We start from the raw sequence: 25968 nt of genomic DNA, 5'->3' as shown, positions 1-25968 counted from the left end.
TTATTGACATATGGTATAATGGTATACCATAAATCTCTCAACATAATCTAACTCAGGTTGCCCACAATGCCCGCCGAAATCCGCAAGACTCTGCTCCATGTCGAAAACACGCTGATCGAAGGCGGCAAAGCGGCAGAAACCCCGCTGACCCTGATCGCCGCCATGGCTGTGATCAAGAACCCTTGGGCGGGTCGCGGATTTGTCGATGACCTCAGCCCCGAGATCCGCGCATGCGGTCCGCAACTGGGCGCATTACTGACCGAGATGATCCTCGATGCCGCTGGCGGCGGCGACAAAGTCGAAGGCTACGGAAAATCCGCCATCGTTGGGCTGAACGGCGAGGTCGAACACGCCTCCGCCCTCATCCACACGCTGCATTTCGGCAACCATTACCGCAACGCGGTCGGCGCAAAATCCTATCTGTCATTTTGCAACACGCGCGGCCCCGCCAACGCGCCCTTGATGATCCCGCTGATGGACAAGCATGACGGCGGACGGCGCTCGCATTATCTGACCATCCAAACAGCGGTGCCTGATGCGCCCAATAGCGACGAAATTTTGATCGCGCTGGGCGCATCCATCGGCGGGCGCCCGCATCACCGCATCGGCGACCGCTATCAAGACCTCAAGGAGCTGGGCCATGACGTTGACAACCCTGCCTCTGTCTAAGGGCGGCCCAACGCTCGCCTACCGCGCGCACGGCAAAGGCGCGCCCTTGGTGCTGCTGCATGGTGTCGGCATGCAATCCGCCGCCTGGCAACCGCAAATCGACGCGCTCTGCGCTCAGTACCGCGTGATCGCGCTCGATCTGCCCGGCCACGGTGACAGCAGCCCGCTGTCCCGCGACAGTCAGCTCCCCGATTTCGTCGCATGGACCCGCGCTGCGCTAGAGGCGCTTAACCTTGGCCCGGTCAACCTCGCAGGCCACTCAATGGGCGCGCTGATCGCCGGTGGCCTCGCCGCCACCCATCCCGAAATGGTGCACCGCGTGGCGCTGCTCAACGGTGTCTACAAACGCGACCCCGCCGCCCGTGCCGCCGTCATAGCCCGTGCCGCAGAAATCGCGGACGGTCGTTTCGATCTGGAAACGCCCCTCGCCCGCTGGTTCAGCGACGCGGCCCCCGATCGCGCTGCCACAACGCAGGTCGCGGCCTGGCTGCAAGATGTCAGCCCCGGCGGCTACGCGACCGCCTATGCCGCCTTCGCGTCGGGCGACGCCACCTATGCCGACCAGTTGTCAAACATCCGCTGCCCGTTTCTGGCGCTCACCGCCGATGGGGACGCAAATTCCACCCCCGCAATGTCGCAGGCCATGGCCGCACAAGTGCCCGGCGGCACAGCTGTCACGATCCAAGGCGCGCGCCACATGGTCAACCTGACCGATCCCGATGCGGTCAACGCGCATCTAATGGATTGGCTCAAACTCCCAATCACGGAGGCCGCCCTACCATGACCCCGCTGGACCCGCGCGCGCTGCGCACCGCCTTCGGCAGCTTCATGACCGGCGTCACTGTGGTCACAGCGACAGACCCGAAGGGCGCGCCGCTGGGTTTCACGGCCAACTCCTTCACATCGGTCTCGCTCGACCCGCCCTTGGTGCTGGTTTGCCTTGCCAAAACATCGCAGAACTACTGGCCGCTCATCTCCGCCAAGGGGTTCGCGGTCAATGTGCTCAGCGAGGCGCAGACCGAGATTTCCAACACTTTCGCACGCCCGGTCGATGACCGTTTCGCGCAGGTCACATGGCAGCCCGGCCCGCATGGTGCGCCCGTATTAGATGACGTCTCCGCGTGGTTTGACTGCGCCATGCACAAAACCGTGGAAGCGGGCGATCACGTGATTCTTTTCGGTGAGGTCAAAGCCTTCGACAGCACCACCATGCCGGGTCTCGGCTACGCACGCGGGGCTTATATCACACCCTCAACCACGGCGCAGGCTGTGTCGCAAAACACCGACCTCATCGTCTCCGCTTTGATAGAACGCGACGGGCATGTGCTTTTGTGCGACGACGGCAATGGCGGGCTGGCCCTGCCCGAACGCGCTGTCACAAAAACGGGGGCAACAGCCACTGTCCAGGGGTTGATCGCGGAACTCGGGGTGAACGCGGCGCCCGGTTTCATCTATTCGGTCTTTGAAGACACGCACAGGCAACGCCAGCACATCGCGTTCCTCTGCAAAGCGGAGGCAGGCAAGCCCAAGCAAGGCACCTTCGTCCCGCTCAGCGGATCCGCATTGGATGATGTCTCCGATCCGGCAATACTCACCATGCTCGAACGGTTCGCCGCTGAATCCCAAATCGGCACGTTCGGCATCTACTACGGCACCCAAAACAGCGGCGAAATCCGCTCGATGGTCTGAAAGGGGACAGCAGCATGCGTTTTTCACTATTCGTGCATATGGAGCGGACCTCCCCGGATCAGGACCAGTCGCAGCTCTATGACGACTTCGTAGCACTCGCCAAAATGGCTGACACGGGCGGCATGCACGCCGTCTGGACCGGGGAACATCACGGGATGGATTTCACCATCGCCCCCAACCCGTTCCTCAATCTGGTCGATCTGGCCCGCCAGACCAAGAACGTGCGCCTGGGCACTGGCACAATCGTCGCGCCCTTCTGGCACCCGATCAAGCTGGCGGGGGAAGCGGCGATGACCGACATGATCACCGGCGGGCGGCTTGATCTGGGCGTCGCACGCGGGGCGTATAATTACGAATATGAACGCATGCTGCCCGGCATGGATGCATGGGACGCGGGTCAGCGGATGCGCGAACTTGTTCCCGCCTTGCAAGGCCTTTGGGCAGGCGATTACGCGCAGGACGGCACCTATCATTCTTTCCCCGCCAGCACCTCTTCGCCCAAGCCCGTGCAGGCCGGTGGCCCGCCCATCTGGGTTGCTGCCCGCGACCCCAACAGCCACGAGTTTGCAGTCGCAAATGGCTGTCAGGTGCAGGTCACGCCACTCTGGCAGGGGGACGCGGAAATCACCAAGTTGATGGACACATTCAACGCAGCTTGCGCTAAATTTCCCGACGTGCCGCGCCCTGAGATCATGCTATTGAACCACACCTATATCGCGGCTGATGCCGACGACGCGCAAATCGCCGCCGAAGAAATTAACCGCTTCTACTGCTATTTCGGCGCTTGGTTCAAAAACGAACGCGATGTGTCCCAAGGCCTGATCGCCCCGCTCTCCGAAGAAGAAATCGCCGCGCATCCCTTCTATTCGCCAGAGGCCATGCTGCGTGACAACGTCATCGCAACCGCGGATGATGCGATCACCCGGATCAAAACCTATGAGGCGATGGGATATGATGAATATGCGTTCTGGATCGACAGCGGTATGAGCTTTGAGCGCAAGCAAGCCTCGCTATCCCGTTTCATCAAAGATGTCATGCCCGCCTTTGCCTGAAGGACCAGTAATGCAGCAATTTCAGCACTATATCGGCGGAAGCTTCCATGATGGCAGCGCCCAGTTCGAAAGCCGTGACCCGGCCACAGGTCAGGCGTGGGCCCTGATGCCGGAGGCGCGCGCATATGACGTCAACGCCGCCGTCGACGCAGCCGAGGCCGCGTTCAACTCCCCCGACTGGGCGCTTATGACGCCTTCGGCCCGCGCGAAATTGCTGCACCGATTGGCGGATTTGATCGCCGAGAACGCCCAAACGTTGGCACAGTTGGAAACCCGCGACACCGGCAAAATCATCCGCGAAACCTCTGCCCAGATCGCCTATGTCGCTGAATACTATCGTTACTACGCGGGCCTCGCCGACAAGATCGAAGGCGCGCATCTGCCCATCGACAAACCCGATATGGAGGTCTGGTTGCGCCGCGAACCCGTGGGCGTTGTCGTGGCTATTGTCCCCTGGAATTCGCAGCTGTTCCTCTCCGCCGTCAAGATCGGCCCGGCGCTTGCGGCAGGGTGCACAGTGGTCCTGAAAGCATCTGAAGAAGCGCCCGCGCCAATGCTCGAATTTGCGCGCATCTTCGATCAAGCGGGCTTCCCGCCCGGTGTTTTGAACGTCATCACAGGTTTCGGCCCTGACTGCGGCGCGGTGCTGACGAGCCATCCGAAAATTGCCCATGTGGCCTTCACCGGTGGCCCGGACACTGCGCGCCACATCGTGCGTAACTCCGCCGAAAACCTCGCCTCCACCTCGCTGGAACTGGGCGGAAAATCCCCCTTCATCGTGTTTGACGACGCCGATATCGACAGCGCCGTTAACGCGCAAATCTCCGGCATTTTTGCGGCTACCGGGCAAAGCTGCGTGGCGGGCTCCCGCCTCGTGATCTCCAACAAGATCAAGGACGAATTTCTCGCCCGCCTGATCGACAAAGCCGAAGCCGTCATCATTGGCGACCCGGCCGACATGGCGACGGAGGTCGGACCCCTGTGCACCCAAGCGCAAATCGACACCGCGCAAACCCTGATCAAAGCCTCACTCGACGCGGGCGCAAAACTGCTGACCGGCGGCACCGCCTTGGAACGCGACGGGCATTATTTCCCGCCGACAATACTCGATTGCAGCGCCGCGCCTGACGCGCCCTGCCTCACCCAAGAATTCTTTGGCCCCGTACTGTCGGTCACCGGTTTCGACACCGAAGCCGAGGCCGTCGAGATCGCCAATAGCACCGCCTACGGGCTTGCCTCCGGCGTCTTCACCCGCGATCTCACGCGCGCGCACCGCATGATTCGGGCCATTCGCGCGGGCATCGTTTGGGTCAACACCTACCGCGCCGTCAGCCCGATTGTGCCCTTTGGCGGGCACGGGCTGTCAGGCCATGGGCGCGAAGGCGGCCTTGCGGCTGCGCTCGACTATACAAAGGTCAAAGCCGTCTGGCTGCGCACCAGCGACGACCCGACCCCCGACCCGTTCGTGATGCGATAGCGGCGCTTTATTCCCTGCCATTTTACCTATAAAATGTCGGTCATATGCCAAAATCAGAAGGCGCATCATGACCGAAACCCCTGCCCCCAAACGCCGCATCGTCTCCTCCCGCCACCTCGCCGAGGGTGAAAACTGGGAAGCTTCCGAGGTCGAATACGGCATGATCATCGCCTATAACGCGTTTTCGCGCTGGATGACCCGCTGCATGTCAGCGGCAGGCAACACCGATCTGACGCCGCTCGAAATCCTGGTTCTGCACAACGCCAATCACCGTGGACGCGACAAGCGCCTGACCGATATCTGCTTCCTGCTGAATATCGAGGACACGCATACCGTCAACTATGCGCTGCGCAAGCTGTTGAAAACAGGGCTTATCTCTTCCGAAAAGCGTGGCAAGGAGGTGTTCTACCGTGCCTCCCCCGACGGCGAAGCGCTCTGCGAAGCCTACCGCGACATCCGCGAGCGCTGCTTTCTGGACGGTCTGTCCCATCTTGACATGTCAGGCGACGAAATGCGCGCCATGGCCGCCAGCCTGCGCGCGCTGTCGGGCCAATATGATCAGGCAAGCCGCGCGGCGACATCGCTCTAGCTTCACACATAAAACGTTGACAATTTGTCAGCGTTATACAAATAACAGGTGCACCAAGAGTCGAAGGAGAGCACCGTGGCAACCAGCGCAAACACCAAATGGCAATTCTGGGTCGACCGCGGCGGCACCTTCACCGACATCGTCGCGCGCAGCCCTGATGGCGCGCTGCACACCCATAAATTGCTTTCCGAAAACCCCGAAATCTACCCCGACGCTGCGGTCCATGGCATTAAGTCGCTGCTTGGCGTTCAGGGCGCAGACCCCGTTCCGAACGGTCAAATCGCCGCTGTCAAAATGGGCACCACCGTCGCCACCAACGCGCTTCTCGAACGCAAAGGCGAACGCACGCTCCTGATGATCACTAAGGGTTTCAAGGACTTACTGCGCATCGGCTATCAAAACCGCCCCAATCTGTTCGACCTGCATATCAAACTGCCCGAACTTCTCTATGATGAGGCGATTGAGGTCGAGGAACGCGTCGCCGCCGACGGCCAGATCATCACGCCGCTCAACGCGGATCAGGCCAAAGCCGCTTTGCAAACGGCCTATGACACCGGCTACCGCTCCGTCGCAATCGCGCTGATGCATGGCTACCGTTTCACCGATCATGAACGCACCCTTGGCCAGATCGCCACCGACATCGGGTTCGAGCAGGTCACGCTCAGCCATGCCGCCAGCCCGCTGATCAAGCTTGTCTCGCGCGGCGACACCGCCGTCGTTGACGCCTATCTGTCCCCGATCCTGCGCCGCTATGTCAGCCAGGTCGCGGACGCGCTGAACGCCGCAGACGGCGGCTGCGACAGCTTGATGTTCATGCAATCAAATGGCGGGCTCACCGATGCGCGGCTCTTTCAGGGCAAAGACGCGATCCTGTCCGGCCCGGCGGGCGGCGTTGTCGGCATGGTCCGCACCGCCGCCGAACATGGGTTCGACCAGCTCATCGGCTTCGACATGGGCGGCACGTCGACCGATGTGTGCCACTACGCCGGCCAATACGAGCGCTCGTTCGAGACAGAAGTCGCAGGCGTGCGCATGCGCGCGCCGATGATGTCGATCCACACGGTCGCGGCGGGCGGCGGGTCAATCCTGTCCTACCGCGATGGTCGCATGCAGGTCGGCCCCGAAAGCGCCGGGGCCAATCCCGGCCCTGCCGCCTACAGACGCGGCGGCCCGCTTACCGTGACCGACTGCAACGTGCTTTTGGGCAAGCTGCAGCCGTCGCAATTCCCGTCCGTTTTTGGCCCGAATGCCGATCAACCGCTCGACGCGCAGGTCGTGACGCAGAAATTCGAAGCCCTCGCCGCAGAAATCGGCACAGACAAATCCGTCGAAGATATTGCCGAAGGATTCCTGCGCATCGCCGTCGAAAACATGGCGAATGCAATCAAGAAAATCAGCGTCCAGCGCGGCTATGACGTGACCAAATATGCGATGAATTGCTTTGGCGGCGCGGGCGGGCAGCATGCTTGCCTCGTGGCGGACACTTTGGGGATGGAACGCATTTTCATCCACCCCTTTGCGGGTGTGCTGTCAGCGTTCGGGATGGGCATCGCCGATATCCGCGCGCTGCATGAGCATCAATTCGCAGCCCCCATTGATGCAATTGCGGACGCCGAAGCCGCCCTCGCGCCACTGATCCAAAAAGCCCGGGATGAGGTCGCAGCCCAAGGCATTGACCCCCGGAAAATCCAGATCGCGCAGACCGCACATATCCGCACCGACGGCGCCCATCAGACGCTTGAAGTCCCCTTCGGCACACCGACGGAGATGACCAAAGCGTTCGAGCAAGCCCACCAGCAACGTTTCGGTTTCGTGCCCACCTACGCGGGCCTCATTATTGATCTTCTGACGGTGGAGGCTATTGGCGCCACCGGCGAAAGCGTCAGCCAACCCACCCCACAACCCGTTGATAAAGCGCCTCAAACCGCCCGAATGTTTGCCCAAGGCAGCTGGCAGGACGTCCCCTTGATCGACCGCGCCACCCTTGCGCTGGGGGATAAAATCACCGGTCCTGCCATCCTGACTGAACCTACCGGGACCAACATCATTGAAGACGGCTGGCAGGCCGAATGCGTCTCCGGCGGCAATCTGGTTTTGACCCGCATCGTGCCCCTGGCGCGGCAAGAGGCTATCGGCACCACCGTCGATCCCGTCATGTTGGAGGTCTTTAACAACCTCTTCATGTCGATCGCCGAACAGATGGGCGCGACGCTCGCCAACACGGCCTATTCCGTCAATATCAAGGAGCGGCTGGATTTCTCCTGCGCGATTTTCGATGCCGCCGGTGATCTGGTCGCAAACGCACCGCATGTGCCGGTGCATCTGGGCTCCATGTCCGAAAGCGTGCGCACGATCCTGGCACAGAACGCAGGGCAGATCCGGCCCGGCGACGTGTTCATGATGAACAACCCCTATAATGGTGGCACGCATCTGCCCGATGTCACCGTCATCACGCCCGTTTTCAACGACGCAGGCACCGACATTCTCTACACCGTCGCCTCGCGCGGGCATCACGCCGATATCGGCGGCACGACCCCCGGCTCGGCCCCGCCCGACAGCCAGGAAATCGCGCAAGAAGGTGTGCTGATCGACAATTTTCTGCTGGTCAAACAAGGCGCGCTGCAAGATCAAGCCGCCCGCACGCTGCTGGCCTCTGGCCCCTACCCGTGCCGCAATATCGATCAGAACATGGCCGATCTCGCCGCCCAAATCGCGGCCAATGCGACCGGCGTGCAAGAGCTGACCAAGATCACCCGTCAGTTCGGCCTGAACACCATCCACGCCTATATGGGCCACGTCCAAGACAATGCCGAAGAAAGCGTGCGCCGCGTCCTCGACGTGCTGCACGACTGCGCCTTCACCTACCCGCTCGACAGCGGCGCGCAGATCAAAGTCGCGATCACGCTGGACAAAAAAGCGCGGGAGGCCACGCTCGATTTCACCGGCACCTCACCGCAGGATCCCTTCAACTACAACGCGCCGCTGTCGATCTGCCGTGCGGTGGTGCTCTATGTGTTCCGCACATTGGTCGGTACCAATATCCCCATGAACGAGGGCTGCATGAAGCCGCTCAAACTGATCGTCCCCGAAGGCTCCATGATCAACCCGCACGCCCCCGCCGCCGTCATTTCCGGCAACACGGAGGTCAGTCAGGCCATTGCCGACACGCTCTACGGCGCCCTTGGGGTGATCGCGGGCAGCCAGGGCACGATGAACAATTTCGTCTATGGCAACGACACGTTCCAGAACTATGAAACCATCTGCGGCGGCACCGGCGCGGGCGACGGGTTCAATGGCGCAAGCGCGGTCCACAGCCACATGACCAACACCCGCATGACCGACCCGGAAGTTCTGGAAACCCGTTTCCCCGTCCGAGTGGAGGAGTTCTCAATCCGCCGCGGTTCAGGCGGCGCAGGCGCTTTCCAAGGCGGCGACGGCATCACCCGCAAGCTCAGGTTCTTAGAGCCAATGACAGCCACCGTCCTGACCTCCCACCGGGAAGTCCCCCGCATGGCGCGGCAGGCGGGCATCCCGGAAAAACCGGTCACAACGCGGTTGAACGCGCGGATGGCACTGTCGAAAATCTCAAAGGCAATGACGCCACTCAGATGCAGGCGGGCGACATATTCGTCCTGCATTCCCCCGGTGGCGGCGGCTACGGAAAACCCTAGCCCGCCATCAACGCCAGCACCTCGTCGCGCTTCGGCATCGACGGGGCCGCGCCCGCCCGCGTCACCGACAAACCGGCCACGGCGCAGGCGTATCGCGCCGCGTCCTCGGGTCCCATGCCGTCCGCCAAACAGGCCGCAAACCCGCCGTTAAACGCGTCACCCGCGCCGGTGGTCTCAACAACTTTGCCCGCAGATACGGCGGGCACCAACCCGTGCCCGTCAAGAAAGGCCCCCTGCGCGCCCATGGTAATGATAGGCCGCCGCACGCCGAGCGCTTTCAACGCCGCGCAGGCCCGCGACGCGTCGGCCACGTCATGCACAGCAACGCCCGACAGCATCTCCGCTTCGGTCTCATTGGGCGTCACGTAATCGCACAAAGCCAACATCTCCCGCGGCAATTCCGCCGCAGGCGCAGGGTTCAAAATTGTCGTCACACCCGCCGCCCGCGCAATCTCCAATCCGCGAATGGCCGCCGCCATCGGCTGCTCAAGCTGAGTCATAAATACATCAGCATTTTCAATGGCTTCACGCGCGATATTCAAGTCATCTGGCGACAAATCTCCAGCCGCGCCGGGTGCTATGATGATCGCATTGTCCCCGCTCTGCTCATCGATGAAAATATGCGCGGCACCCGTGTAGCTGCCCGCATCTTTCACCACCTGTGCTTGGATTCCGTCACCCGCCCAAAGCGCCTCCGCCATCCCGGCGAACCCGTCATCGCCCAGCCGGGTGATCATGGTCACTTCCGCCCCCATCCGCGCTGCAGCGACCGCTTGGTTCGACCCTTTCCCGCCCGGGTTCATCGCAAAGGAATTGCCCAAAAGCGTCTCGCCCATCACAGGCATACGGTCCGCCCGAAACGCCAAATCGGCGACGAACACACCCAAAACCGCTATCTTGCCCATAGCTACGCTCCCTCCGGCTGCCAGCCTGCATAAAGTGGATGGGTTTGGGCCACCGGGCAAGCCTCCGGTACCCCGCCATTGCGCGCCGACGCATAGGCCGCCGTGATCAGTTCCAGCGACCGCCGGCCATCCGCCAATCGCACCGCATCATTGGCCTCACCGGCAATCGCCCGTGCCACCTGCTGCAAATACCCCGCGAACCCAGCAAACCCATCAGGTACACCCGCAATCACGCGATCAACCTCCGCCTGATCAACCGCGTCGCGGGCTTGAAACACCCAGTCCTGATCCATCGGTGCATAGGGTTTTGCCCCGCTCGTCGCGGTCAACTTCTCAAAAATCAACCGCATCCGCGTTGTGTCATCCGCCCCGCCCAAAGTGACAGAGCTGGTCGCAAGCGCGCCGTCGGCCATAACAAAGCTCAGCGCCGCGCAATCTTCCGTCTCGATCGGGTTCACGCGCGTCGCAAGCTGCGCGCCCACCTGCGCGACCTCCCCGAAAAACAGGCATAAAAGATCATGCGCGTGGATCGCGTGGCCGACAATCGCACCGCCGCATTCGCCTGCCCATGTCCCGCGCCACGGCACGGCGTAATACTCCGCACGCCGGGCCCAATGCGTTTCCAAGCTGGCCATATGTGGCGCACCAACCAACCCAGCTGCACGTAAGGCCTGAAACTGCGCCATGGCGCGTCCAAAACGGTATTGAAACACCGGAAACACCGTCCCGGTCGAACGCGCCTCCGCCGCCGCCAACAGATCCAAATCCGCCAATGACGTCGCCAAAGGCTTTTCACAAATCACATGTTTTCCCGCATCCAGTGCTTTCAGGCTCATCGGCACATGCAAATGCGGCGGAAGGCAGATATCAATCACATCAACCGACGGGTCGGCGATTACAGCATCCGCATCCGCGCTCACGGGGGTACTGCCTGCAATCTGCGCGGCGCGTTCAGTATCCAGATCGCAGATGACAGCCACGTCAAACAGATCCGGCAAGGCGCGGTAGCCTGCCAAATGCTCCGCCCCGATCCCGGCACCTAAAATCGCAACCCGGATCATGCCTCCGCCATGCGCTGCGCTTCGATGGCCAGCTCCATCACTTTGAACGCATGCGCCTGCGGCATCGCCGTCTCTGTTCGGTCACGAATATCAGCCGCCAGCCGCGCAAAGTAAGGCAGCCCCGCATCGGCGCAATCCATCCGTTCGCACCGGTCCCCAGTGACCAAAAACAGGTGATCCGTGCCAGCAGCGCCGCCGACATCGACATATTTGCGCAGCTCAATCGTCCCTTCGGTGCCCAGCAGCATCAAGCGCCCATCGCCCCAACTTGGCAGCGCATCCGGCGTGAACCAATCGACACGGATATAGCCCAAGCCCTGTTCGCTTTCCAACGCGATCTGGCCAAAATCCTGCAACTCAGGGCGCTGTGGGTTTCCAAAATTTCCAATATTGGACAATGTGATACGCGCCTCAGTTGATCCAGTGAAGTACAGAAACTGGTCAATCTGATGCGACGCAATATCCGTCAAAATCCCCCCGAACCTGTCGCGTTCAAAGAACCAATCAGGCCGCGTATTCAGGTTCAGCCGATGCGGCCCAATCCCGATCGTTTGGATCACACGCCCAATCGCACCCTCGGCCACCAGTTCTGCGGCACGTGTCACCGCAGGCACCTCAAACCGCTCGGAAAAATCAATGGACCAAATGCGCCCGGTCTCAGCCACGCAAGCTTTGATCGCGGACAGCTGCGCGGCGTCCGTGCAGCCCGGTTTATCGACCATCACATCCTTGCCCGCTTGCATCGCCCGGATCGCCAAATCGGCACGATCCGCCGGGATGGCCGAGATCAGGATCAGGTCCAGATCGCCCCCAATCACATCTTCGGCCTGCGCACATCGCGGCAGATCGGGGAACCGTTTCGTGAAGCCGTCCAGCGTCTCAGGCGTGCCCTCGGTCCACCAACAGACCAGGTCACAACCCAGCTTCTCCATCTCCGCAGCCATCCCGTAGATATGGCGATGATCAATGCCCAAAATGCCGATGCGAATGGGTTTAGACATGCGTCACCTCCACCAATTTCTGTTCCCGGGAAGAGCGTACAATCGCCTCAATCAGCGCATGCACGCGCAAGGCCTCCCGCCCCGTGACGCGCGGCGCACGACCCTCAGTCAGGCCGCGCGCAAAATCGTCAATGACCGCCATATGCCAGTCATGCGTGAACGCCATCGGGTCCGCGCCGCCGCCAGTCGCTGCCGCCTCGCCAAACTGCTCTTCGCGCCCGTCGCGCCATGTCACACGCACAACCCCTTCGCCCAACACGGCGCTCGCCTGTTCGCAATGCAAAGTGATCCGCTCTGACCCACCGGGGAAGCTGGCCGTGCTGGCCTGTAACGACCCCACCGCGCCGCTTTCAAATTCCAGCCCGGCAGAGACGAAATCCTCCGCCTCCATCCGATGTGTTTGAGAGGTCCGCGCAAAGGCCTGCACCGCCCGAACCGGCCCGGTATAGGTCAGCGCCAGATCCAGCGTATGGATCGCCTGATTGATCAAAACCCCGCCCCCGTCGCGCGCATAGGTCCCACGCCCGGGCACATCGTAATAAGCCTGATCGCGCCACCACGGCACCGTGATGTCCACCGTCTGGATTGCGCCAAACTGCGGCAACATCTGCGCCAAAGTCTCGGACGCCGCGCGCATTCGGTGCTGAAACACGATGCCCAACGGCACCCGCCCTTCGCAGGCCTCAACCACGCGCAAGGCTCCCGCCAGGTCCCGCTCCACCGGCTTTTCCATCAAGATCGGCTTGCCCGCCTGCGCCAGCATTTCAACGATCTCCAACCGCGCGTCGGGCGGCGTCAGCAGCAAGACGAAATCAACCTCCGGATCCGCCGCCACCTCGGCCACATCGCCGTAGGCCCGCACGCCCCAAGACTGTGCAAACACCGCCGCGCTGCGCCGCGCGCAAACGCCCGCAAGCGCCACCAACGCGCTGTCGCGGCAGGCCATGGCGTGGGTTTCGGCCACCATTCCCGTGCCAATCATTGCAACTTTCATGAACCTCTCCCTTGGGTGTCATCCTACCGCGCCAACCGCCAAGGAAAAGGCCGAATTGCACTGGCTTGGCGCGTTTTCGGCAACTAAGGTCTTCTTATGACACAGCTGCATCTTCCCGCCCGCGCCACCGAGATTTACGAGCCGATTCAATCCCTTCCGATCATCTCCCCGCACGGCCATTGCGACCCGTCTTGGTTCGCTCAGGACGCGGCCTTTGCCAATCCGGCAGCGCTTATCATCACGCCCGATCACTACGTATTTCGGATGCTGTATTCGCAGGGCGTGTCCCTGGCGGATCTGGGCGTGGGCCAGCCCGACGGGCAAACCGATCCGCGCCGCGTGTTCCAGCGCTTCGCCGATCACTGGCACTTGTTTCTGGGCACGCCGTCACGGCTCTGGATCACCCATATGCTGCGCGACGGCTTCGGCATCACGGACCCGCTGACGCCGCAAAACGCCCTGCATATCTACGATCAGATCGACGCCGCGCTGAAAACCCCGGCCTTCCGCCCCCGCGCCCTGTTCGAGCGTATGAACATCGCGCTGCTCGCCACCACCGATGCCGCCACCGATCCGCTCAAGCATCATGCGGCGATCAAATCCAGCGGCTGGGGTAGCCGGGTCATCCCCACCTTCCGCCCCGACGCGGTGCTCGATCCCGCCGATCCGCGCTTCGCGTCAGAGCTGCAAAACCTCGCACAAGCCAGCGACACGGACGTCACCACATTCGCGGGCTATCTGGACGCGCTGCGCAACCGCCGCGCCTTCTTCCGCAGCCTCGGCGCGACCGCGACAGATCACGCGATTGAACAGCTCACAACCGATCTATGCGCCCCCAGCTTCGCGGCGGAGCTGTACGACAAGGCGCAAAAAGGCGATCTCGACGAATATGATGCCGCCCTGTTCCATGGGCACATGCTGACCGAGATGGCCCAAATGTCCTGCGACGATGGCATGGTCATGCAGCTGCACGCAGGCAGCCGCCGCAACACCAACCCGGCTATCTTTGACACATATGGCCGCGATATGGGCGCCGATATCCCCGTCACGACCGATTGGGTGCGCGGGCTTGAAGGGCTACTCAACCGGTGCGGCAACACGCCCGGTTTCACCCTCATCGCCTTCACGCTGGACGAGACGACCTATGCGCGAGAGCTGGCCCCAATGGCCGGGCACTGGCCCTGCCTCAAGATCGGCCCGCCGTGGTGGTTTCACGACAGCGCCGCCGGTATCGCGCGGTATTTCGATCAAGTGGTCGAGACCGCCGGCTACCAAAACCTCGCAGGGTTCAACGACGACACCCGCGCTTTCATGTCGATCCCGGCGCGCCACGACCTATGGCGGCGCAGCGTGGCGATCCATCTGGCCGAACAAGTGGACCGTGGGCATTTCGGCCCGCAAGACGCCGCCACCCTCGCCCGTCAGCTCAGCTGTGATCTGGCCCGCGACAGCTACAAGCTCGCGCTATGACGCGCCGTATATTGCACTTGGGCTTAGGCAATTTTCATCGCGCCCATCAGGCGTGGTACACGCAAAAGGCGGGCGGTTGGACCATCACCGGCGTGTCAATGCGCAGCCCCGATATGCGCGATCAACTGGCGCCACAAGGTTTCGACTATGGCCTCGCCATCCGTGATGCGGGCGGCGAACATCTCGAAAAAATCACTGTCATCGACGACATCCTTTTTGCAAAGGACCAGCGCGCGCAGGTGCTTCAAGCGATCAAAACCGCTGACATGATCACGCTCACAATCACGGAAAAAGGCTATTGTCTGGGCCCCGACAACCGACTTGATCTCAGCCACCCCGACATAAAGGCCGACCTTGCGGGCTCGCTCACATCCGCGATCGGCACGCTGGCCCATGGTCTGACGATGCGCGAGGCGCCGGTCACCGTGATGTCGTGCGACAATCTCAGCGAAAACGGTCATGTTTTGAAACGCGCGCTCAAAGATTTCGCGAAGGCTGCAGGACTGAAACTGCCCGAAGCTCTCGCCTTTCCTTGCACCATGGTCGACCGGATCACGCCCGCAACCACGCAAGCGCTGTCAGATCACATGCGCGCAAACGGGCTGCCCGAAGCCGCCCCGGTTGAAACCGAAAGCTTCTCCGAATGGGTGATCGAGGATCACTTCGCAGGCCCCCGCCCTGCATGGGAAAACGCAGGCGCGCAGATCGTCAAAGACGCCGCCCCGTTTGAACTGCGCAAGCTGCGCCTGCTCAATGGTGCGCATTCCGCGCTCGCATATGCGGGCATTTTGGCAGGCCATGACTACGTCCATCAGGCGATTGCGGACCCTGACCTCAAATCCCTCGCACAAGGTATTTTCGCGGAAGCCGGTGTCACTTTGCCAGGCGGGCTAGAGTACGAAACCTACGCCGCCGCCTTGCTAGACCGCTTTGCCAACCCCGCGCTGAACCACCGGCTGCGCCAAATCGCAATGGACGGCACGATGAAGCTGCCGGTTCGGCTGCTCAGCACCATCGACGCACGTGACGGTGACGCGCCGATGTGCAGGCGTGCCGTGGCCGCATGGATGGATTTTGCTATCGCAGAGACTTGGGCGGGCAGAGCCTTGGACGATCCCAAAGCCGCCGAGATCAGGGCCGCCTGCGCGGGCGATACGCCCAACGCGACCCTCGCAAAGCTGATCGGTTATGACGCCTGACGCCGACGTTCCCGCGCCCAGATCAACATCCCCGATCCGATGATGATCGCAGCACCCAGCAAGGTGTAGAAATCGGGGACATGACCCCAGATCAGGTAGCTGGAAATGCTCAGGAAAATCAGGAAGGAATAGGCGTAAGGCATCAGCGTGTTGGCAGCAGCAAACCGGTGCGCGCGGGTCAAAAGCTCATGGCCCGCCCAGCCCCAAACGCCCAGCAAAACCATCACCGTCCAATCGAATGCGGTCGCCGGGTTCGTCCACTGCCAAATTGCAAATGGCAACAACGCCGCCGTGCCAATCGCCCCCATGTAAAACTGCATCGTCTCGGCGGCCACGACGCCCGAAAGCTTGCGCGTGATGATCGAATAAAGCGCAAGCGCGACAGCGTTATGCAGTGACAACAACATCGCCCAGTGAAACTCCGCCCCGAAGGGCCGCATCACGACCAACACGCCAATAAAGCCCATGCATATGCCGAAAATGCGCCACGGCCCGGCGCGTTCGCCCAGCAAAGGCCATGCCAACAAGCACACCAAAATGGGCGAAGTGAACATGATCGCCGCCGTCACCGTCAGCGGAAGGTAAAGAAGCGCCACAAAATTCAGCGCGGTAGAGGCCGTCAGCAAATAGGCCCGAAACAGCACCCAGCCGACATGCGTGGTCTTGAACCGTTCCAGATCCGCGCCACCCCGCAGGATCAGCGCCGTCGAGATAAAGAAATGCGCAAAATAGCGCATGAAGGCCAGTTGCAACGCGGGCAACCCCGCCAGCACCAGCCACTTCACCGATGTGTCGATGAACGAGAAAAAGAGCCAGGCCGCCAGCATCATCGCGATGCCCAATTGCGCCCGATCCTCGGTCGCTGGAATGGCGACCCGGCTCATTCCAAGTGCTTTGTGTTCAAATAATTAAAGGCGGCATCAAAACACACGTTCGAGCGTCTGCGAGAGGCAGTGTGTTTTGATCCGAGCTTACACAAAGCGCGGCCTAGCCTTCGAACTGCTCTTTGTAGAAATCGACCATCTGGCTGACCATGTCGTCGCCCCGGCCGTCCTCATGCGCGGCGTTCAAGGCCTGCAAGGTCGATTGCGACATGATGCTGTCCACGCCCGCGTCATCCGCCATCTGCGCGTAGTAGCCCACATCCTTGGCCGCGTTCTTGATCGCAAAGGCCAGCTGTGCGGGGTCGCCGTCGACGCCGTAGCCTTTGACGAAATCCATCATCCCCGAATGCAGCGGCCCCGCCGACATCACGTCGTAAAGCGCCTTGCGGTCCACGCCCTGCACATCCGCCATCGCGAAAGCTTCCGCCATCGCATTGGCCACGGTCATCCCGAAGAAGTTGTTCAACAGCTTTATAGTGTGCCCCGAACCCGACGCCCCCAGATGGAATACGTTTTCGCCCAAATCGTCCAATACCGGCTTGGCCTTGTCGAACCCGGCCTTGTCGCCCGCGCACATGATGTTCAAAAGCCCGTCCACCGCATGGGCGGGGGTGCGCCCCAACGGCCCGTCCAGGTAGGCGCCGCCCGCCGCCGCGACCTCCTCGGCCAGCGCGCGGGTTGAGCCCGGCAATGACGTGCCAAAATCGATCACAACCGCGCCCGGCTGCAAACCAGCGATCACGCCGTCGGCGCCGCGCATCCGGCCTTCGACCTGCTGCGATGTCCCCATGCACAGCATCACAAACTCGCTCGCCGCTGCCAGCTCTTTCGCGGACCCGGCCTCAGCCGCGCCGCGCGCCACCGCTTTGTCCACATGGGTCCGGTCCCGGTTCGCCAGCACGCATAGCTCATGCCCCTGATCTTGCAGCCGGCCAACCATGGCGCCGCCCATCAGCCCCAGCCCAATAAATCCAATCTTGCTCATGCCGTCTCTCCGATCTCTTCCAGTATCAAGGCGGCCCCGCGGCGGCCCAATTCGTCACTACATTTCGCGCCCGCGCCGTTGCCGCCCGTACACACGGACACGCGGTCCGTCAGGTGGCGGATTTCGGGCAATCTGTCATGGGTCCAGCTGGTCACGCAGGCATCCATGGTCACGGATTTGATCGCCAGCGTCGGCATCAACTCCCGTACCATCTCCTCCAGCCGGTCGCGCACCGACGCGGTCCCGCCCGAGCGGAACCACGCCCCCACCGCAGCAGGCCCATCCAGTCGCACATCCGCCGGGTCGCCGCCCAGCTTGACGTATATCTTGCCATCCGGGTAGCGGATCGGCGGCAGCAAATACGGGTCTTCCGGGGCCTGCCACACCAACGACGGCATGCGCGCCAGCCGGGCGGCTTCCGCCTCATCAATCTCAAACAGGGCAACGGTGCGGGCATAGACATCCAGCTGCGGCGCGCGGCCCAAAACGGCGTCGGTCCAGCCGCCAGCGGCCACCAAAACGCGGTCAAAATCCAACTGGTTGCCGCCCGCATGAACGCGCCCGCCGTCTAGTCCCTCAACTTCCGCAACAAGCCGCTTGGTGCCATGCGCCTTGGCCGCCGCCTGTTGTGCGTCAACCAATCTGCGCGGGGACACATGCCCGGCTCCGCGCCGTTCATAGACCCCTGAAAACCCGTCGGGAAATTCGAAATAGGGGAAAGTCTCGCGCAGCCCATCGGCCCCCAAAGCATGGCTCTCAAAACCGCAGGCCAGCGCGGCGGCGTCCACCGCGCCCATCCACGCATCGCCACCGGCCATCAGCGCGCCGACCTCCGTGAAAAACGATATACCGCTTTCCGCCTTGATCTCCGGGTAGCGCGCAATCGAGGCCCGGCTTACTTCAACCCAAAACGGCTTGGAGGCGTTGTGCCGCGTGATCCGCCCCTCGTCGTAATGCGATCCATGCGCGCCATGATGGGTGCGCTTATCGGCAGGCTCCCCCGGCCCGATCAATGTCACATCCACGCCCGCTTTGGCCAAATGGCGTGCGGCGGCCGATCCCATCAATCCGGCCCCAAGAACGGCAACCCTCACTCAACGACTCCAAAACTGCGGTTTCTTAACTGCTTCTGGACTTCGTATATCGTGAACTCCTCCGTGGGCAAGGGCGCCGGGATGCGCGCACCCAAAGACTGCACGCGCGGGCTGAGACCGGGTGTGCCGCACAGCATCCGCGTGTTGTAATCCGCGATCCCGTTCCATTTGGTCATAGACCCCATGATCGGGAAAGCATCCGCCGCCATCATCTCATAAAACAGCAACCGCCGGTCGCGGTCCGAGACATTCAAGCCAGACCCGTGCACGATCCGCCCGTGATGGATCGAAATGCTGCCCGCAGGCCCGGTCAGCGGCACCGCGTCTTTCATGTCATAGCCGCAGGCTTTCAGATCCATAGCACCCGCGAAGACACCGTCGACATGATGGTCATTTATGGGATGTTTGTGGGACCCCGGGAATACCATCAAAGGCCCGTTTTCTTCCGCCATATCATCCAAGATGACCGCAATCGCCAGCACATCATCATTGGTATGCGGATAAAAGGCGAAATCCTGATGCCATTCCACCGCTGCGCCGTAGCCCGCCTCTTTCATGTTCAGCTTGCTGGTATGCAGCCGCAAATCCGGCCCGATCAGGTCGCGCGCGGGCGCCAGCACCAGATCGGAACACATCAGGTCGCGCATCACCTGATTATGCGTATGCGGCAGTTTGATACGCCGAATGCGCGGGGCGTCTGGGGTGTGGCTGTCCTCCAGATCGATCTGGTCTGTGCTCTCGGTCAGCCCGCGCGCAACCTCCTGAAATTTGGCGATCTCTGCGCGGATATCGTCCAGTACAGTTTCGGGAATACGCCCCGGCAAAACCAGATAGCCATTCTCATCATAGAAGGCCTTTTGATCAGGCGTCAGTGTTTCAAGTGCCATCTCATTCACTCCCCATGAGGGCTCCGGAGGGTGGGCGGGCCGATGCCACAGGCGAGGTCCCCCGTCCGCCCATAACCGGCGCAACACATGCTTCAATCTCCAATGTCGCCGCCAGACTTTTTCGCCCCTCAACCGCATCAACCACCGGGTCCGCGCCAGCGCAGACATCACGAAAATGCAAAAGCTGGTCGACCAATGGCACATTCTTTGCCACCTCAACCTGCCGCGCCACCGGTGCTTGCGACCAATCCGCAGCCCCCGACCAGACCGTCAAGGACGGAAAGCTCACAGCGCCTTTGGTCCCGACAATCTGCAGATAGTCCTGTCCTGTCGTGGCAATATTGGGGTTCTCACCCGTCCCCGCTTCAAACCCAAACGGGCTGGGCGTTGTATCCGCAAAGGCAATCGTGGCGACCATGCCGCCACCAAACTCCAGGATCGCTGCGCCACTTTCGACGCGGTCTGCCCCGCGTTGCGCATTGCTGCCCCGCCCTTGCACGCTGATCACATCGCCAAACAGGAAGCGTAGCAAATCCACCTCATGCACCAGATTGATCATCACCGGCGATCCATCCGCGCCGCTGCGCCAATTCCCGTCGAAATAAGCATCAGGCTTGCGCATCGCCCAAATCATCGACGCCGCAACCGGCGTCCCAATTGCACCGGAGGCAATCAACTCCCTAAGCGTTGTAACCGCCGCATGATGACGCCGATGATGGCCCACCAGCACCCGCACACCAGCTTTCTCAGCGACCGAGGCGATCCGCTCTGCTGCCTCCAGCGAATGCGCCACCGGCTTTTCGATCAGCATATGCCAGCCACGCGCCGCCGCGGCCTCAGCGTGAAGCCCATGCAAATGCGACGGCGTCGCAATCACGATCCCGTCGGCCTCAACATTAACATCCTCAATCGACGCAAATTGCGGCACATCTGCTTGCCGGATCGCGGGATCAATCACGCCGACAACCTCAATCTCCGGCAGCGCCAAGGCATGGTCCAAATGCCGCGCCCCGATCAGACCGATGCCAGCGATCAAAAGCCTCACATCACCGCCCCGATCTGCCAGGGCACAAATTCATAGTCACCCAAGCCCTGCGCCTCCGATTTCGACACCTCGCCCGACGCCACCGCCAGGATCAGATCGTAAATCTCGCGGCCTTTTTCTTCCAACGTGACGCCGCCTGTCAGCATGTCGCCCGCATTCACGTCCATATCGTCGGTCATGCGCGCGTACATCTCGGAATTCGTGGCCACCTTGATGGTCGGCGCAGGTTTCGACCCAAAGGCCGACCCGCGCCCGGTCGTGAACACCACCACTTGGCACCCGCCCGCGATCTGCCCCGTCACCGACGCAGGGTCGTAACCGGGGCTGTCCATAAACGTGAACCCCTTCGCCGTCACCGGCTCCGCATACTTATATACGCCCGTCAGGGGGCTGGTCCCCCCTTTCGCCGCCGCCCCCAACGACTTCTCCAAAATCGTCGTCAACCCGCCCTTCTTGTTGCCGGGCGACGGGTTGTTATCCATCGAGCCGCGATTGCGTTCGGTGTAATCCTTCCACCAGTCAATCAGCCCAATCAGCCGCTCCCCAACCGCCGGCGAGACCGCGCGCCGCGTCAGCAAATGCTCGGCCCCATAAATCTCCGGCGTTTCCGCCAAGACCCCCGTGCCGCCTTGTGCGGCCAGCAAATCGCACGCATATCCCAAAGCCGGGTTTGCCGTCACGCCCGACCACGCGTCAGACCCGCCGCATTGCAGCGCGACCTTCAGCTCCGACACCGGGCACGGCTCGCGCACCGCCTCATTGGCCAAAGGCAGCATCGCCTCAACCTTCGCGATCCCCATCTCAATCGTGCGCGCAAGCCCGGCCACGCCCTGAATGTTCATCACCTGAAAGGTCGGTGAGAGTTTCAGCCCGTACGCCTCCACCAGCCAGTCAATCTGGTTCATCTCGCAGCCCAGGCCCACCATCAAAACGCCCGCGTGGTTGGGGTGCTTGGCGTAGCCCCACATCACGCGCTGCAGGGCCTCAAACCCGTCGCCGCTATCGGCCATGCCGCAGCCGGTGCCATGCACAAAGGCGCAGACCCCGTCGACATTGGGGTAATCGGCCAACCGCTCAGGGGTGAAATGATCCGCAATCCGCCGCGCCGCCGTGGCGGAGCAATTCACCGAAGTCACAATCGCGATGTAATTGCGCGTGCCCACTCCGCCAGTCTCGCGCCGATACCCCATGAACGTGTCGCCTGACGCCGCCGCAACCGGTCGCATGTCGGTGCCAAACTCGTAGTCCTGATCGGTCGGCACGAAGTCGCAATTGTGCACATGCACATGCTCCCCCGGCGCAATATGGTCCGAGGCCACGCCAATCATCTGCGCATATTTGCGGATCTGGTCGCCCTTGGGGATGGCACGAATGGCGACCTTGTGGCCCGACGGGATCAGCCCGACGGTGCGTTCGCCATCCGCCACCTCAACACCCGCCTGCAAAGCGCGCTTCGCCGTCACCACATTGTCGTCCGGGTCCAGCCTGATGTAGTCCTTCATCGCCTCTCCCCGCAGTTACGGCAGCAAAAGCGCGATGATCGGCGGCCAGATCAGCAGCACGGACAGCGCGCAAATCTGGATGGCGATGAACGGCAGGAACCCTTTGAAGATATCCGTCAGGGAGATATGCGGCGGCGCCACAGATTTCAGGTAGAACGCAGCCGGGCCAAAGGGCGGCGACAGGAAGCTCACCTGCATGTTCATACAGAACACCACGCCGAACCAGATCGCCACATGTTTGGGCTCAAGCTGGCCAAAGAAGCCAATGTCTTCAATCGGCAGGCGCAGCACAATCGGCAGGAACACCGGGATGATCAGCAGCACGATGCCGACCCAATCCATGAACGCGCCCATGAACAGCAGGATCACCATCATCACAAGGATGATCCCCATCGGCGGCACGTCCAGCCCGACAACCAGATCGGCCACAAAGACCGGCCCACCTGCGATGGTATAGGCCCCCGCAAGCGCAGCCGCCCCGATGGTCACCCAGATGATGGTCCCCGTCGATTTCAGCGTCCGCATCAGCGAATCCCACAACAGATCCCAGGACGCCTCGCCGCGCAAGGCGGCCATGACCAACACGGCCAATGCGCCCATGCCAGCGGCCTCGGTAATGCCGGTGATCCCCATGTAGATGGAGCCCAGAACAACACCGATGATGATGATCGGCGGAACCAAGCCTTTGCCCATGTCCCAGCCCTTTTTCGTCCGGGCAGTGCCGAAGACAAAGAAGATCAGCGCAAGCGCAACAACAACAGTGCCCACGAACCACGGCAGGTAATCCATCGTGCCATAGCGGATCGGGTCACCCGTTTGGGCCGCATTCTGGCCTGAGAGTTCAAAGAACAGCACGCGGGCGGCAAAGAAGCTCCAGGCACCCGCCACAACGACCGACAGGAAAGCGCCAAACAGCATCCATTTCTCTTTGCCCTCCGGCTCGCCCGGGATCGGTTCCGGCAGCGGCGCATCCTCTGGCCGCATATTCGCGCGGATCAGGATGTAGATGATGAAGAAGGACGCCAGCATGAAACCCGGCAAGAAAGACGCGGTGAACAGCGCTTTGATCGACGTCTCCGTGATCAGCCCGTAGATGATCAACACAATCGAGGGCGGGATCATCGTGCCCAAAGACCCAGACGCACAGATCGTCCCGATAGCAAGGTTCTGATTATAGCCCAGCCGCAACATCTGCGGAAGCGCGATCAGGCCCAGCAAAACGACTTCGCCGCCGATGATGCCAGACATGGCGGCCATGATCACCGCCATGATGGAGGTCACAACGGCAATGCCGCCGCGTGTGCGATTCAACCAGACATTCAGCGACGAATACATATCCTTCGCAATGCCGGAGCGTTCGAGCAGCGCCGCCATGAAGATAAACAGCGGGATCGATATGAGGACATAGTCCGTTAAGAGCCCGTATATCTTTTGCGATAAGATATTGAGCGGTCCAGACCCGGGTCGTCCCGTCAAAATGCCGTCGCCAAAGGTCCAGGGGGCCCACAAAAGCTCTGGCTCAAACTTCATGACAAGCACAAGCACCGCCAGGATCGCAGAGGCAAAGCCCAGCGGCATGCCTATGGCGAGCAGCACCAGAAGGCCCAGTAGAAGGACCAGTGAAATTGTTCCGATATCCATTTTAGTCTGCTCCCACGGCCTTTTTCAGGCGCTCAATCTCGTCTTCGTCAATGTCGTCGGCCGCGGAGTGCACGACTGGTTCATCGTTCCAATCGGAAATCAGGTTGATCACCGATTGCACGGCGCACAAGCTGACAACGATCAGAACGGTGGGTTTGATAGTTGCGGGCAGCGGCGGGTTGAAGGCCGATCCATAAAGCTCCCAACGACCAAACTTGGCCAGCGCTTCGCCGTAGCCGCCATAGACCAGAAAGAAAGCAAAGGTGACGATCAACCCGGTAGAGATCACGTCGCAAATATGCTGCAACCAGCGCGGGAACATGTCGTAGATTAGGAAGATGCGGATGTGGCTGCGCTGCTGCATGGCGTAAAGCCCGGCGCACAGGAAGATGAAGCCCGCAAGCCACAGCGACAGCTCATTCGCCCAGAGTGTGCCCGCATTGAGAATGTAGCGCACAAACACTTCGTACAGCATCACGCAGCACAAAACGACGACCAGCATCATGGTGACCCGACCGACAAAAACCGCCAAACGATCCAGCGGCTTCCAGCTTTCAAATTCCATCGGTGCGCGGCGCACAGTGCGCACGCCCAAAACGATGAAGACGGGAATGAGCAAAAGGGCAACCAGATCGACGATATCGATATGAGACCCCATGATAGCAGGCAGGTTCGGCGTCAAGTCAACGCGGGTAAAATGCGCCGCCAGCTGATCGGCATGCCCACCCCAATCAAGGATGAAAGCCGGCATCTGCCAGATCACCCAGCCGGTGCAAAAGACCAGTGCCATCGGCACCAGCCATTCGACAAGCGTGCCGTTTCGTTCGTTTTCCATGAACCCTCTCCCCGTGCGGACCCGGTGCGGATGGCGCTCCCAGACGCGTCCGCTGTCCCTCTTTGCTTTTTGATTTATTCGGGCCCCGTAAGGCCTAAGTGAGAGGGGCGAGCGCAGATAGCCCCGCCCCTCCTGCTTAGGCTTTACTTGGCCAGACCCAGCTGACGCAGGTAAGACAGGTGCGCCTCAACCAGAGCTTCCGCTTCTGGTGTGTCAGCGAACTCAGGCCATGTGGCTTGTGCCGCATCGCGGAACTTCTGCAGCTCTTCTGGTGCCCACTGAGACAGGGTCACGCCTTGCTCGCGCAGTTGCGCCGCAGCCTCAGCGTTCTTCTTCTCAAAGGTCAGCGCAGTGCGCAGCGCCAAAGCTTCCATGGCCACTTTCATGATGCGCTGATGCGCCTCTGGCATGGCGTCGAAGACTTCCTTGTTACACGCCAGGTGGTCCGACGGCATCGAGTGGAAGCCAGGGAAGTTGGCGTATTTAACGATGTCATAGAGACCCAGACCAACGTTGTTGGCCAGACCAGACGCGTCAGCACCGTCAATGATGCCTGTTTCAAGCGCTGTAAAGATCTCGGTGAAATCCATCACAATCGGGTTCGCGCCCAGCTTTTCGAAGATCTTGGTTTCCATGCCGGGGGCGAACGGAATTTCCAATCCTTGAAGTCGGCCACTTTTTCGATTGGCTTGGACGAGGCGAAGGACTCCTGCCCGTACACCCACCAGCCGATCAGCTCCATGCCGTATTTGTTGTACAGAGGCGCCGCAGCTTCACGCCCGCCGCCGAAATACAGCCAGCTCAGCTGTTGGTAAGGCGTGTCGTAGCCGCCCATGATGTCGCCCACAAACTGGAACGCGGAGTTCTTACCGGTCTGGTAGCCGCCGCCGGTCATGTCGCAGTCCAGAATGCCTGTGGCAGCCGCGTCAAAGGTCTCAACCGATTTCACAACGGAGGACGAGTAGAACATCTCTACTTCGATGCCGCCGCCGGACATGGTCTGAATGTCTTCCATGTATTGCGCGGCCAGCTTGCCCGAAACAGTCTCAGGCGCGTAGTGCGTTTGGATGCGCAATTTGCTGACGGCATGTCCGTCGGCCAAAGCGCCGGTGGCCAACACGGCCGATGCTGCAACAGCTGCTGCAGCGGTTTTAACGAAACTCATTGGTTTCCTCCCATTTGATACGTAAGGCGCCTCGTTTTCTCGACTTTCGGACGCCGCGTGGAGTGAGCCTAACGGGCGAATCTGCACCCGACAAGAAAAAACCTGATTTTTAATAATTTTGAAATTTTCTGGTAATCCCTGAATTCGACGTTA

20 protein-coding genes and 2 pseudogenes are annotated in these 25968 nt (G+C 61.2%); 9 read left to right on the top strand and 13 right to left on the bottom strand.

Annotation, left to right across the window (positions count from 1 at the left end; all coding sequences use genetic code 11):
- The first annotated feature begins 66 nt into the window (after nt 1-66).
- From ACZ1G7_RS18385 to ACZ1G7_RS18355, 7 genes and pseudogenes are all read left to right on the top strand, one after another.
- Complete coding sequence (locus tag ACZ1G7_RS18385) at nt 67-669, top strand: amino acid synthesis family protein (protein WP_472660828.1); 603 nt, start codon at nt 67-69, stop codon at nt 667-669.
- Nucleotides 641-1453 (top strand): alpha/beta fold hydrolase, encoded by an 813-nt coding sequence (locus ACZ1G7_RS18380; protein ID WP_472660827.1) that lies wholly within the window; start codon nt 641-643, stop codon nt 1451-1453. The genes ACZ1G7_RS18385 and ACZ1G7_RS18380 overlap by 29 nt, the downstream gene beginning before the upstream one ends.
- Nucleotides 1450-2358, top strand: a complete 909-nt coding sequence (locus ACZ1G7_RS18375; RefSeq protein ID WP_472660826.1) for a flavin reductase family protein — start codon at nt 1450-1452, stop codon at nt 2356-2358. The genes ACZ1G7_RS18380 and ACZ1G7_RS18375 overlap by 4 nt, the downstream gene beginning before the upstream one ends.
- Before the next feature lie 14 nt (nt 2359-2372).
- Nucleotides 2373-3410: an LLM class flavin-dependent oxidoreductase gene (locus tag ACZ1G7_RS18370; protein ID WP_472660825.1), complete on the top strand. Its 1038-nt coding sequence runs from the start codon at nt 2373-2375 to the stop codon at nt 3408-3410.
- Between the two features lie 10 nt (nt 3411-3420).
- Nucleotides 3421-4887: an aldehyde dehydrogenase gene (locus tag ACZ1G7_RS18365; protein ID WP_472660824.1), complete on the top strand. Its 1467-nt coding sequence runs from the start codon at nt 3421-3423 to the stop codon at nt 4885-4887.
- Between the two features lie 67 nt (nt 4888-4954).
- Entirely contained in the window at nt 4955-5476 is a 522-nt protein-coding gene (locus ACZ1G7_RS18360) for a winged helix DNA-binding protein (protein WP_472660823.1), read from the top strand.
- A gap of 48 nt (nt 5477-5524) precedes the next feature.
- A pseudogene (locus ACZ1G7_RS18355) lies at nt 5525-9147 on the top strand (hydantoinase B/oxoprolinase family protein).
- On the opposite strand, the gene rbsK reads toward ACZ1G7_RS18355, so the two are convergent.
- The 4 genes from rbsK to ACZ1G7_RS18335 are packed head-to-tail and all read right to left on the bottom strand — an operon-like array spanning nt 9144 to nt 13108.
- Nucleotides 9144-10052 carry a ribokinase gene (rbsK, locus tag ACZ1G7_RS18350; protein ID WP_472660822.1) on the bottom strand — a complete coding sequence of 303 codons (909 nt, stop codon included), beginning with the start codon at nt 10050-10052 and terminating at the stop codon, nt 9144-9146. The pseudogene ACZ1G7_RS18355 and the gene rbsK overlap by 4 nt on opposite strands.
- Nucleotides 10053-10054: 2 nt before the next feature.
- Nucleotides 10055-11113 carry a Gfo/Idh/MocA family protein gene (locus tag ACZ1G7_RS18345; protein ID WP_472660821.1) on the bottom strand — a complete coding sequence of 353 codons (1059 nt, stop codon included), beginning with the start codon at nt 11111-11113 and terminating at the stop codon, nt 10055-10057.
- The gene (locus ACZ1G7_RS18340) at nt 11110-12114 is read right to left on the bottom strand and encodes a Gfo/Idh/MocA family protein (protein WP_472660820.1); all 1005 of its coding nucleotides are present in this window, start codon (nt 12112-12114) and stop codon (nt 11110-11112) included. The genes ACZ1G7_RS18345 and ACZ1G7_RS18340 overlap by 4 nt, the downstream gene beginning before the upstream one ends.
- Complete coding sequence (locus ACZ1G7_RS18335; RefSeq protein WP_472660819.1) at nt 12107-13108, bottom strand: Gfo/Idh/MocA family protein; 1002 nt, start codon at nt 13106-13108, stop codon at nt 12107-12109. The genes ACZ1G7_RS18340 and ACZ1G7_RS18335 overlap by 8 nt, the downstream gene beginning before the upstream one ends.
- Before the next feature lie 96 nt (nt 13109-13204).
- On the opposite strand from ACZ1G7_RS18335, the gene uxaC reads away from it, so the two are divergent.
- Together uxaC and ACZ1G7_RS18325 are read left to right on the top strand one after the other, a co-directional pair.
- Entirely contained in the window at nt 13205-14578 is a 1374-nt protein-coding gene (uxaC, locus tag ACZ1G7_RS18330) for a glucuronate isomerase (RefSeq protein WP_472660818.1), read from the top strand.
- A complete protein-coding gene (locus ACZ1G7_RS18325; protein ID WP_472660817.1) occupies nt 14575-15777 on the top strand; it encodes a mannitol dehydrogenase family protein in 1203 nt (400 codons plus the stop codon). Before uxaC ends, ACZ1G7_RS18325 begins: the two co-directional genes overlap by 4 nt.
- On the opposite strand, the gene ACZ1G7_RS18320 is transcribed toward ACZ1G7_RS18325, so the two are convergent.
- From ACZ1G7_RS18320 to ACZ1G7_RS18280, 9 genes and pseudogenes are all read right to left on the bottom strand, one after another.
- Complete coding sequence (locus tag ACZ1G7_RS18320) at nt 15765-16661, bottom strand: DMT family transporter (RefSeq protein WP_472660816.1); 897 nt, start codon at nt 16659-16661, stop codon at nt 15765-15767. The genes ACZ1G7_RS18325 and ACZ1G7_RS18320 overlap by 13 nt on opposite strands.
- Nucleotides 16662-16764: 103 nt before the next feature.
- Entirely contained in the window at nt 16765-17646 is an 882-nt protein-coding gene (locus ACZ1G7_RS18315; protein WP_472660815.1) for an NAD(P)-dependent oxidoreductase, read from the bottom strand.
- Nucleotides 17643-18740 carry an NAD(P)/FAD-dependent oxidoreductase gene (locus tag ACZ1G7_RS18310; protein WP_472660814.1) on the bottom strand — a complete coding sequence of 366 codons (1098 nt, stop codon included), beginning with the start codon at nt 18738-18740 and terminating at the stop codon, nt 17643-17645. The genes ACZ1G7_RS18315 and ACZ1G7_RS18310 overlap by 4 nt, the downstream gene beginning before the upstream one ends.
- Nucleotides 18737-19627: a phytanoyl-CoA dioxygenase family protein gene (locus ACZ1G7_RS18305; protein ID WP_472660813.1), complete on the bottom strand. Its 891-nt coding sequence runs from the start codon at nt 19625-19627 to the stop codon at nt 18737-18739. Before ACZ1G7_RS18305 ends, ACZ1G7_RS18310 begins: the two co-directional genes overlap by 4 nt.
- Nucleotide 19628: 1 nt before the next feature.
- A complete protein-coding gene (locus tag ACZ1G7_RS18300) occupies nt 19629-20672 on the bottom strand; it encodes a Gfo/Idh/MocA family protein (RefSeq protein WP_472660812.1) in 1044 nt (347 codons plus the stop codon).
- On the bottom strand, nt 20669-22174 hold the full coding sequence (locus ACZ1G7_RS18295; RefSeq protein WP_472660810.1) for a UxaA family hydrolase: 1506 nt from the start codon (nt 22172-22174) through the stop codon (nt 20669-20671). Before ACZ1G7_RS18295 ends, ACZ1G7_RS18300 begins: the two co-directional genes overlap by 4 nt.
- A 15-nt stretch (nt 22175-22189) precedes the next feature.
- Entirely contained in the window at nt 22190-23815 is a 1626-nt protein-coding gene (locus ACZ1G7_RS18290; RefSeq protein ID WP_472660809.1) for a TRAP transporter large permease, read from the bottom strand.
- 1 nt (nt 23816) lies between these two features.
- On the bottom strand, nt 23817-24650 hold the full coding sequence (locus ACZ1G7_RS18285; RefSeq protein ID WP_472660808.1) for a TRAP transporter small permease subunit: 834 nt from the start codon (nt 24648-24650) through the stop codon (nt 23817-23819).
- 143 nt (nt 24651-24793) lie between these two features.
- Nucleotides 24794-25647: pseudogene (locus ACZ1G7_RS18280) on the bottom strand (TRAP transporter substrate-binding protein).
- Between the last annotated feature and the right edge of the window lie 321 nt (nt 25648-25968).

It is taken from the genome of Litoreibacter sp. JB4-2 (assembly GCF_055693445.1).
This window is presented reverse-complemented; position numbering and strand designations above follow the sequence as displayed.

What these genes read in the sequence shown, in the direction of transcription:
- ACZ1G7_RS18385 (WP_472660828.1), top strand. Translation starts at nt 67, where the DNA reads ATGCCCGCCGAAATCCGCAAGACTCTGCTCCATGTCGAAAACACGCTG.
- ACZ1G7_RS18380 (WP_472660827.1), top strand. Translation starts at nt 641, where the DNA reads ATGACGTTGACAACCCTGCCTCTGTCTAAGGGCGGCCCAACGCTCGCC.
- ACZ1G7_RS18375 (WP_472660826.1), top strand. Translation starts at nt 1,450, where the DNA reads ATGACCCCGCTGGACCCGCGCGCGCTGCGCACCGCCTTCGGCAGCTTC.
- ACZ1G7_RS18370 (WP_472660825.1), top strand. Translation starts at nt 2,373, where the DNA reads ATGCGTTTTTCACTATTCGTGCATATGGAGCGGACCTCCCCGGATCAG.
- ACZ1G7_RS18365 (WP_472660824.1), top strand. Translation starts at nt 3,421, where the DNA reads ATGCAGCAATTTCAGCACTATATCGGCGGAAGCTTCCATGATGGCAGC.
- ACZ1G7_RS18360 (WP_472660823.1), top strand. Translation starts at nt 4,955, where the DNA reads ATGACCGAAACCCCTGCCCCCAAACGCCGCATCGTCTCCTCCCGCCAC.
- rbsK (WP_472660822.1), bottom strand. Translation starts at nt 10,052, where the DNA reads ATGGGCAAGATAGCGGTTTTGGGTGTGTTCGTCGCCGATTTGGCGTTT.
- ACZ1G7_RS18345 (WP_472660821.1), bottom strand. Translation starts at nt 11,113, where the DNA reads ATGATCCGGGTTGCGATTTTAGGTGCCGGGATCGGGGCGGAGCATTTG.
- ACZ1G7_RS18340 (WP_472660820.1), bottom strand. Translation starts at nt 12,114, where the DNA reads ATGTCTAAACCCATTCGCATCGGCATTTTGGGCATTGATCATCGCCAT.
- ACZ1G7_RS18335 (WP_472660819.1), bottom strand. Translation starts at nt 13,108, where the DNA reads ATGAAAGTTGCAATGATTGGCACGGGAATGGTGGCCGAAACCCACGCC.
- uxaC (WP_472660818.1), top strand. Translation starts at nt 13,205, where the DNA reads ATGACACAGCTGCATCTTCCCGCCCGCGCCACCGAGATTTACGAGCCG.
- ACZ1G7_RS18325 (WP_472660817.1), top strand. Translation starts at nt 14,575, where the DNA reads ATGACGCGCCGTATATTGCACTTGGGCTTAGGCAATTTTCATCGCGCC.
- ACZ1G7_RS18320 (WP_472660816.1), bottom strand. Translation starts at nt 16,661, where the DNA reads ATGAGCCGGGTCGCCATTCCAGCGACCGAGGATCGGGCGCAATTGGGC.
- ACZ1G7_RS18315 (WP_472660815.1), bottom strand. Translation starts at nt 17,646, where the DNA reads ATGAGCAAGATTGGATTTATTGGGCTGGGGCTGATGGGCGGCGCCATG.
- ACZ1G7_RS18305 (WP_472660813.1), bottom strand. Translation starts at nt 19,627, where the DNA reads ATGGCACTTGAAACACTGACGCCTGATCAAAAGGCCTTCTATGATGAG.
- ACZ1G7_RS18295 (WP_472660810.1), bottom strand. Translation starts at nt 22,174, where the DNA reads ATGAAGGACTACATCAGGCTGGACCCGGACGACAATGTGGTGACGGCG.
- ACZ1G7_RS18290 (WP_472660809.1), bottom strand. Translation starts at nt 23,815, where the DNA reads ATGGATATCGGAACAATTTCACTGGTCCTTCTACTGGGCCTTCTGGTG.
- ACZ1G7_RS18285 (WP_472660808.1), bottom strand. Translation starts at nt 24,650, where the DNA reads ATGGAAAACGAACGAAACGGCACGCTTGTCGAATGGCTGGTGCCGATG.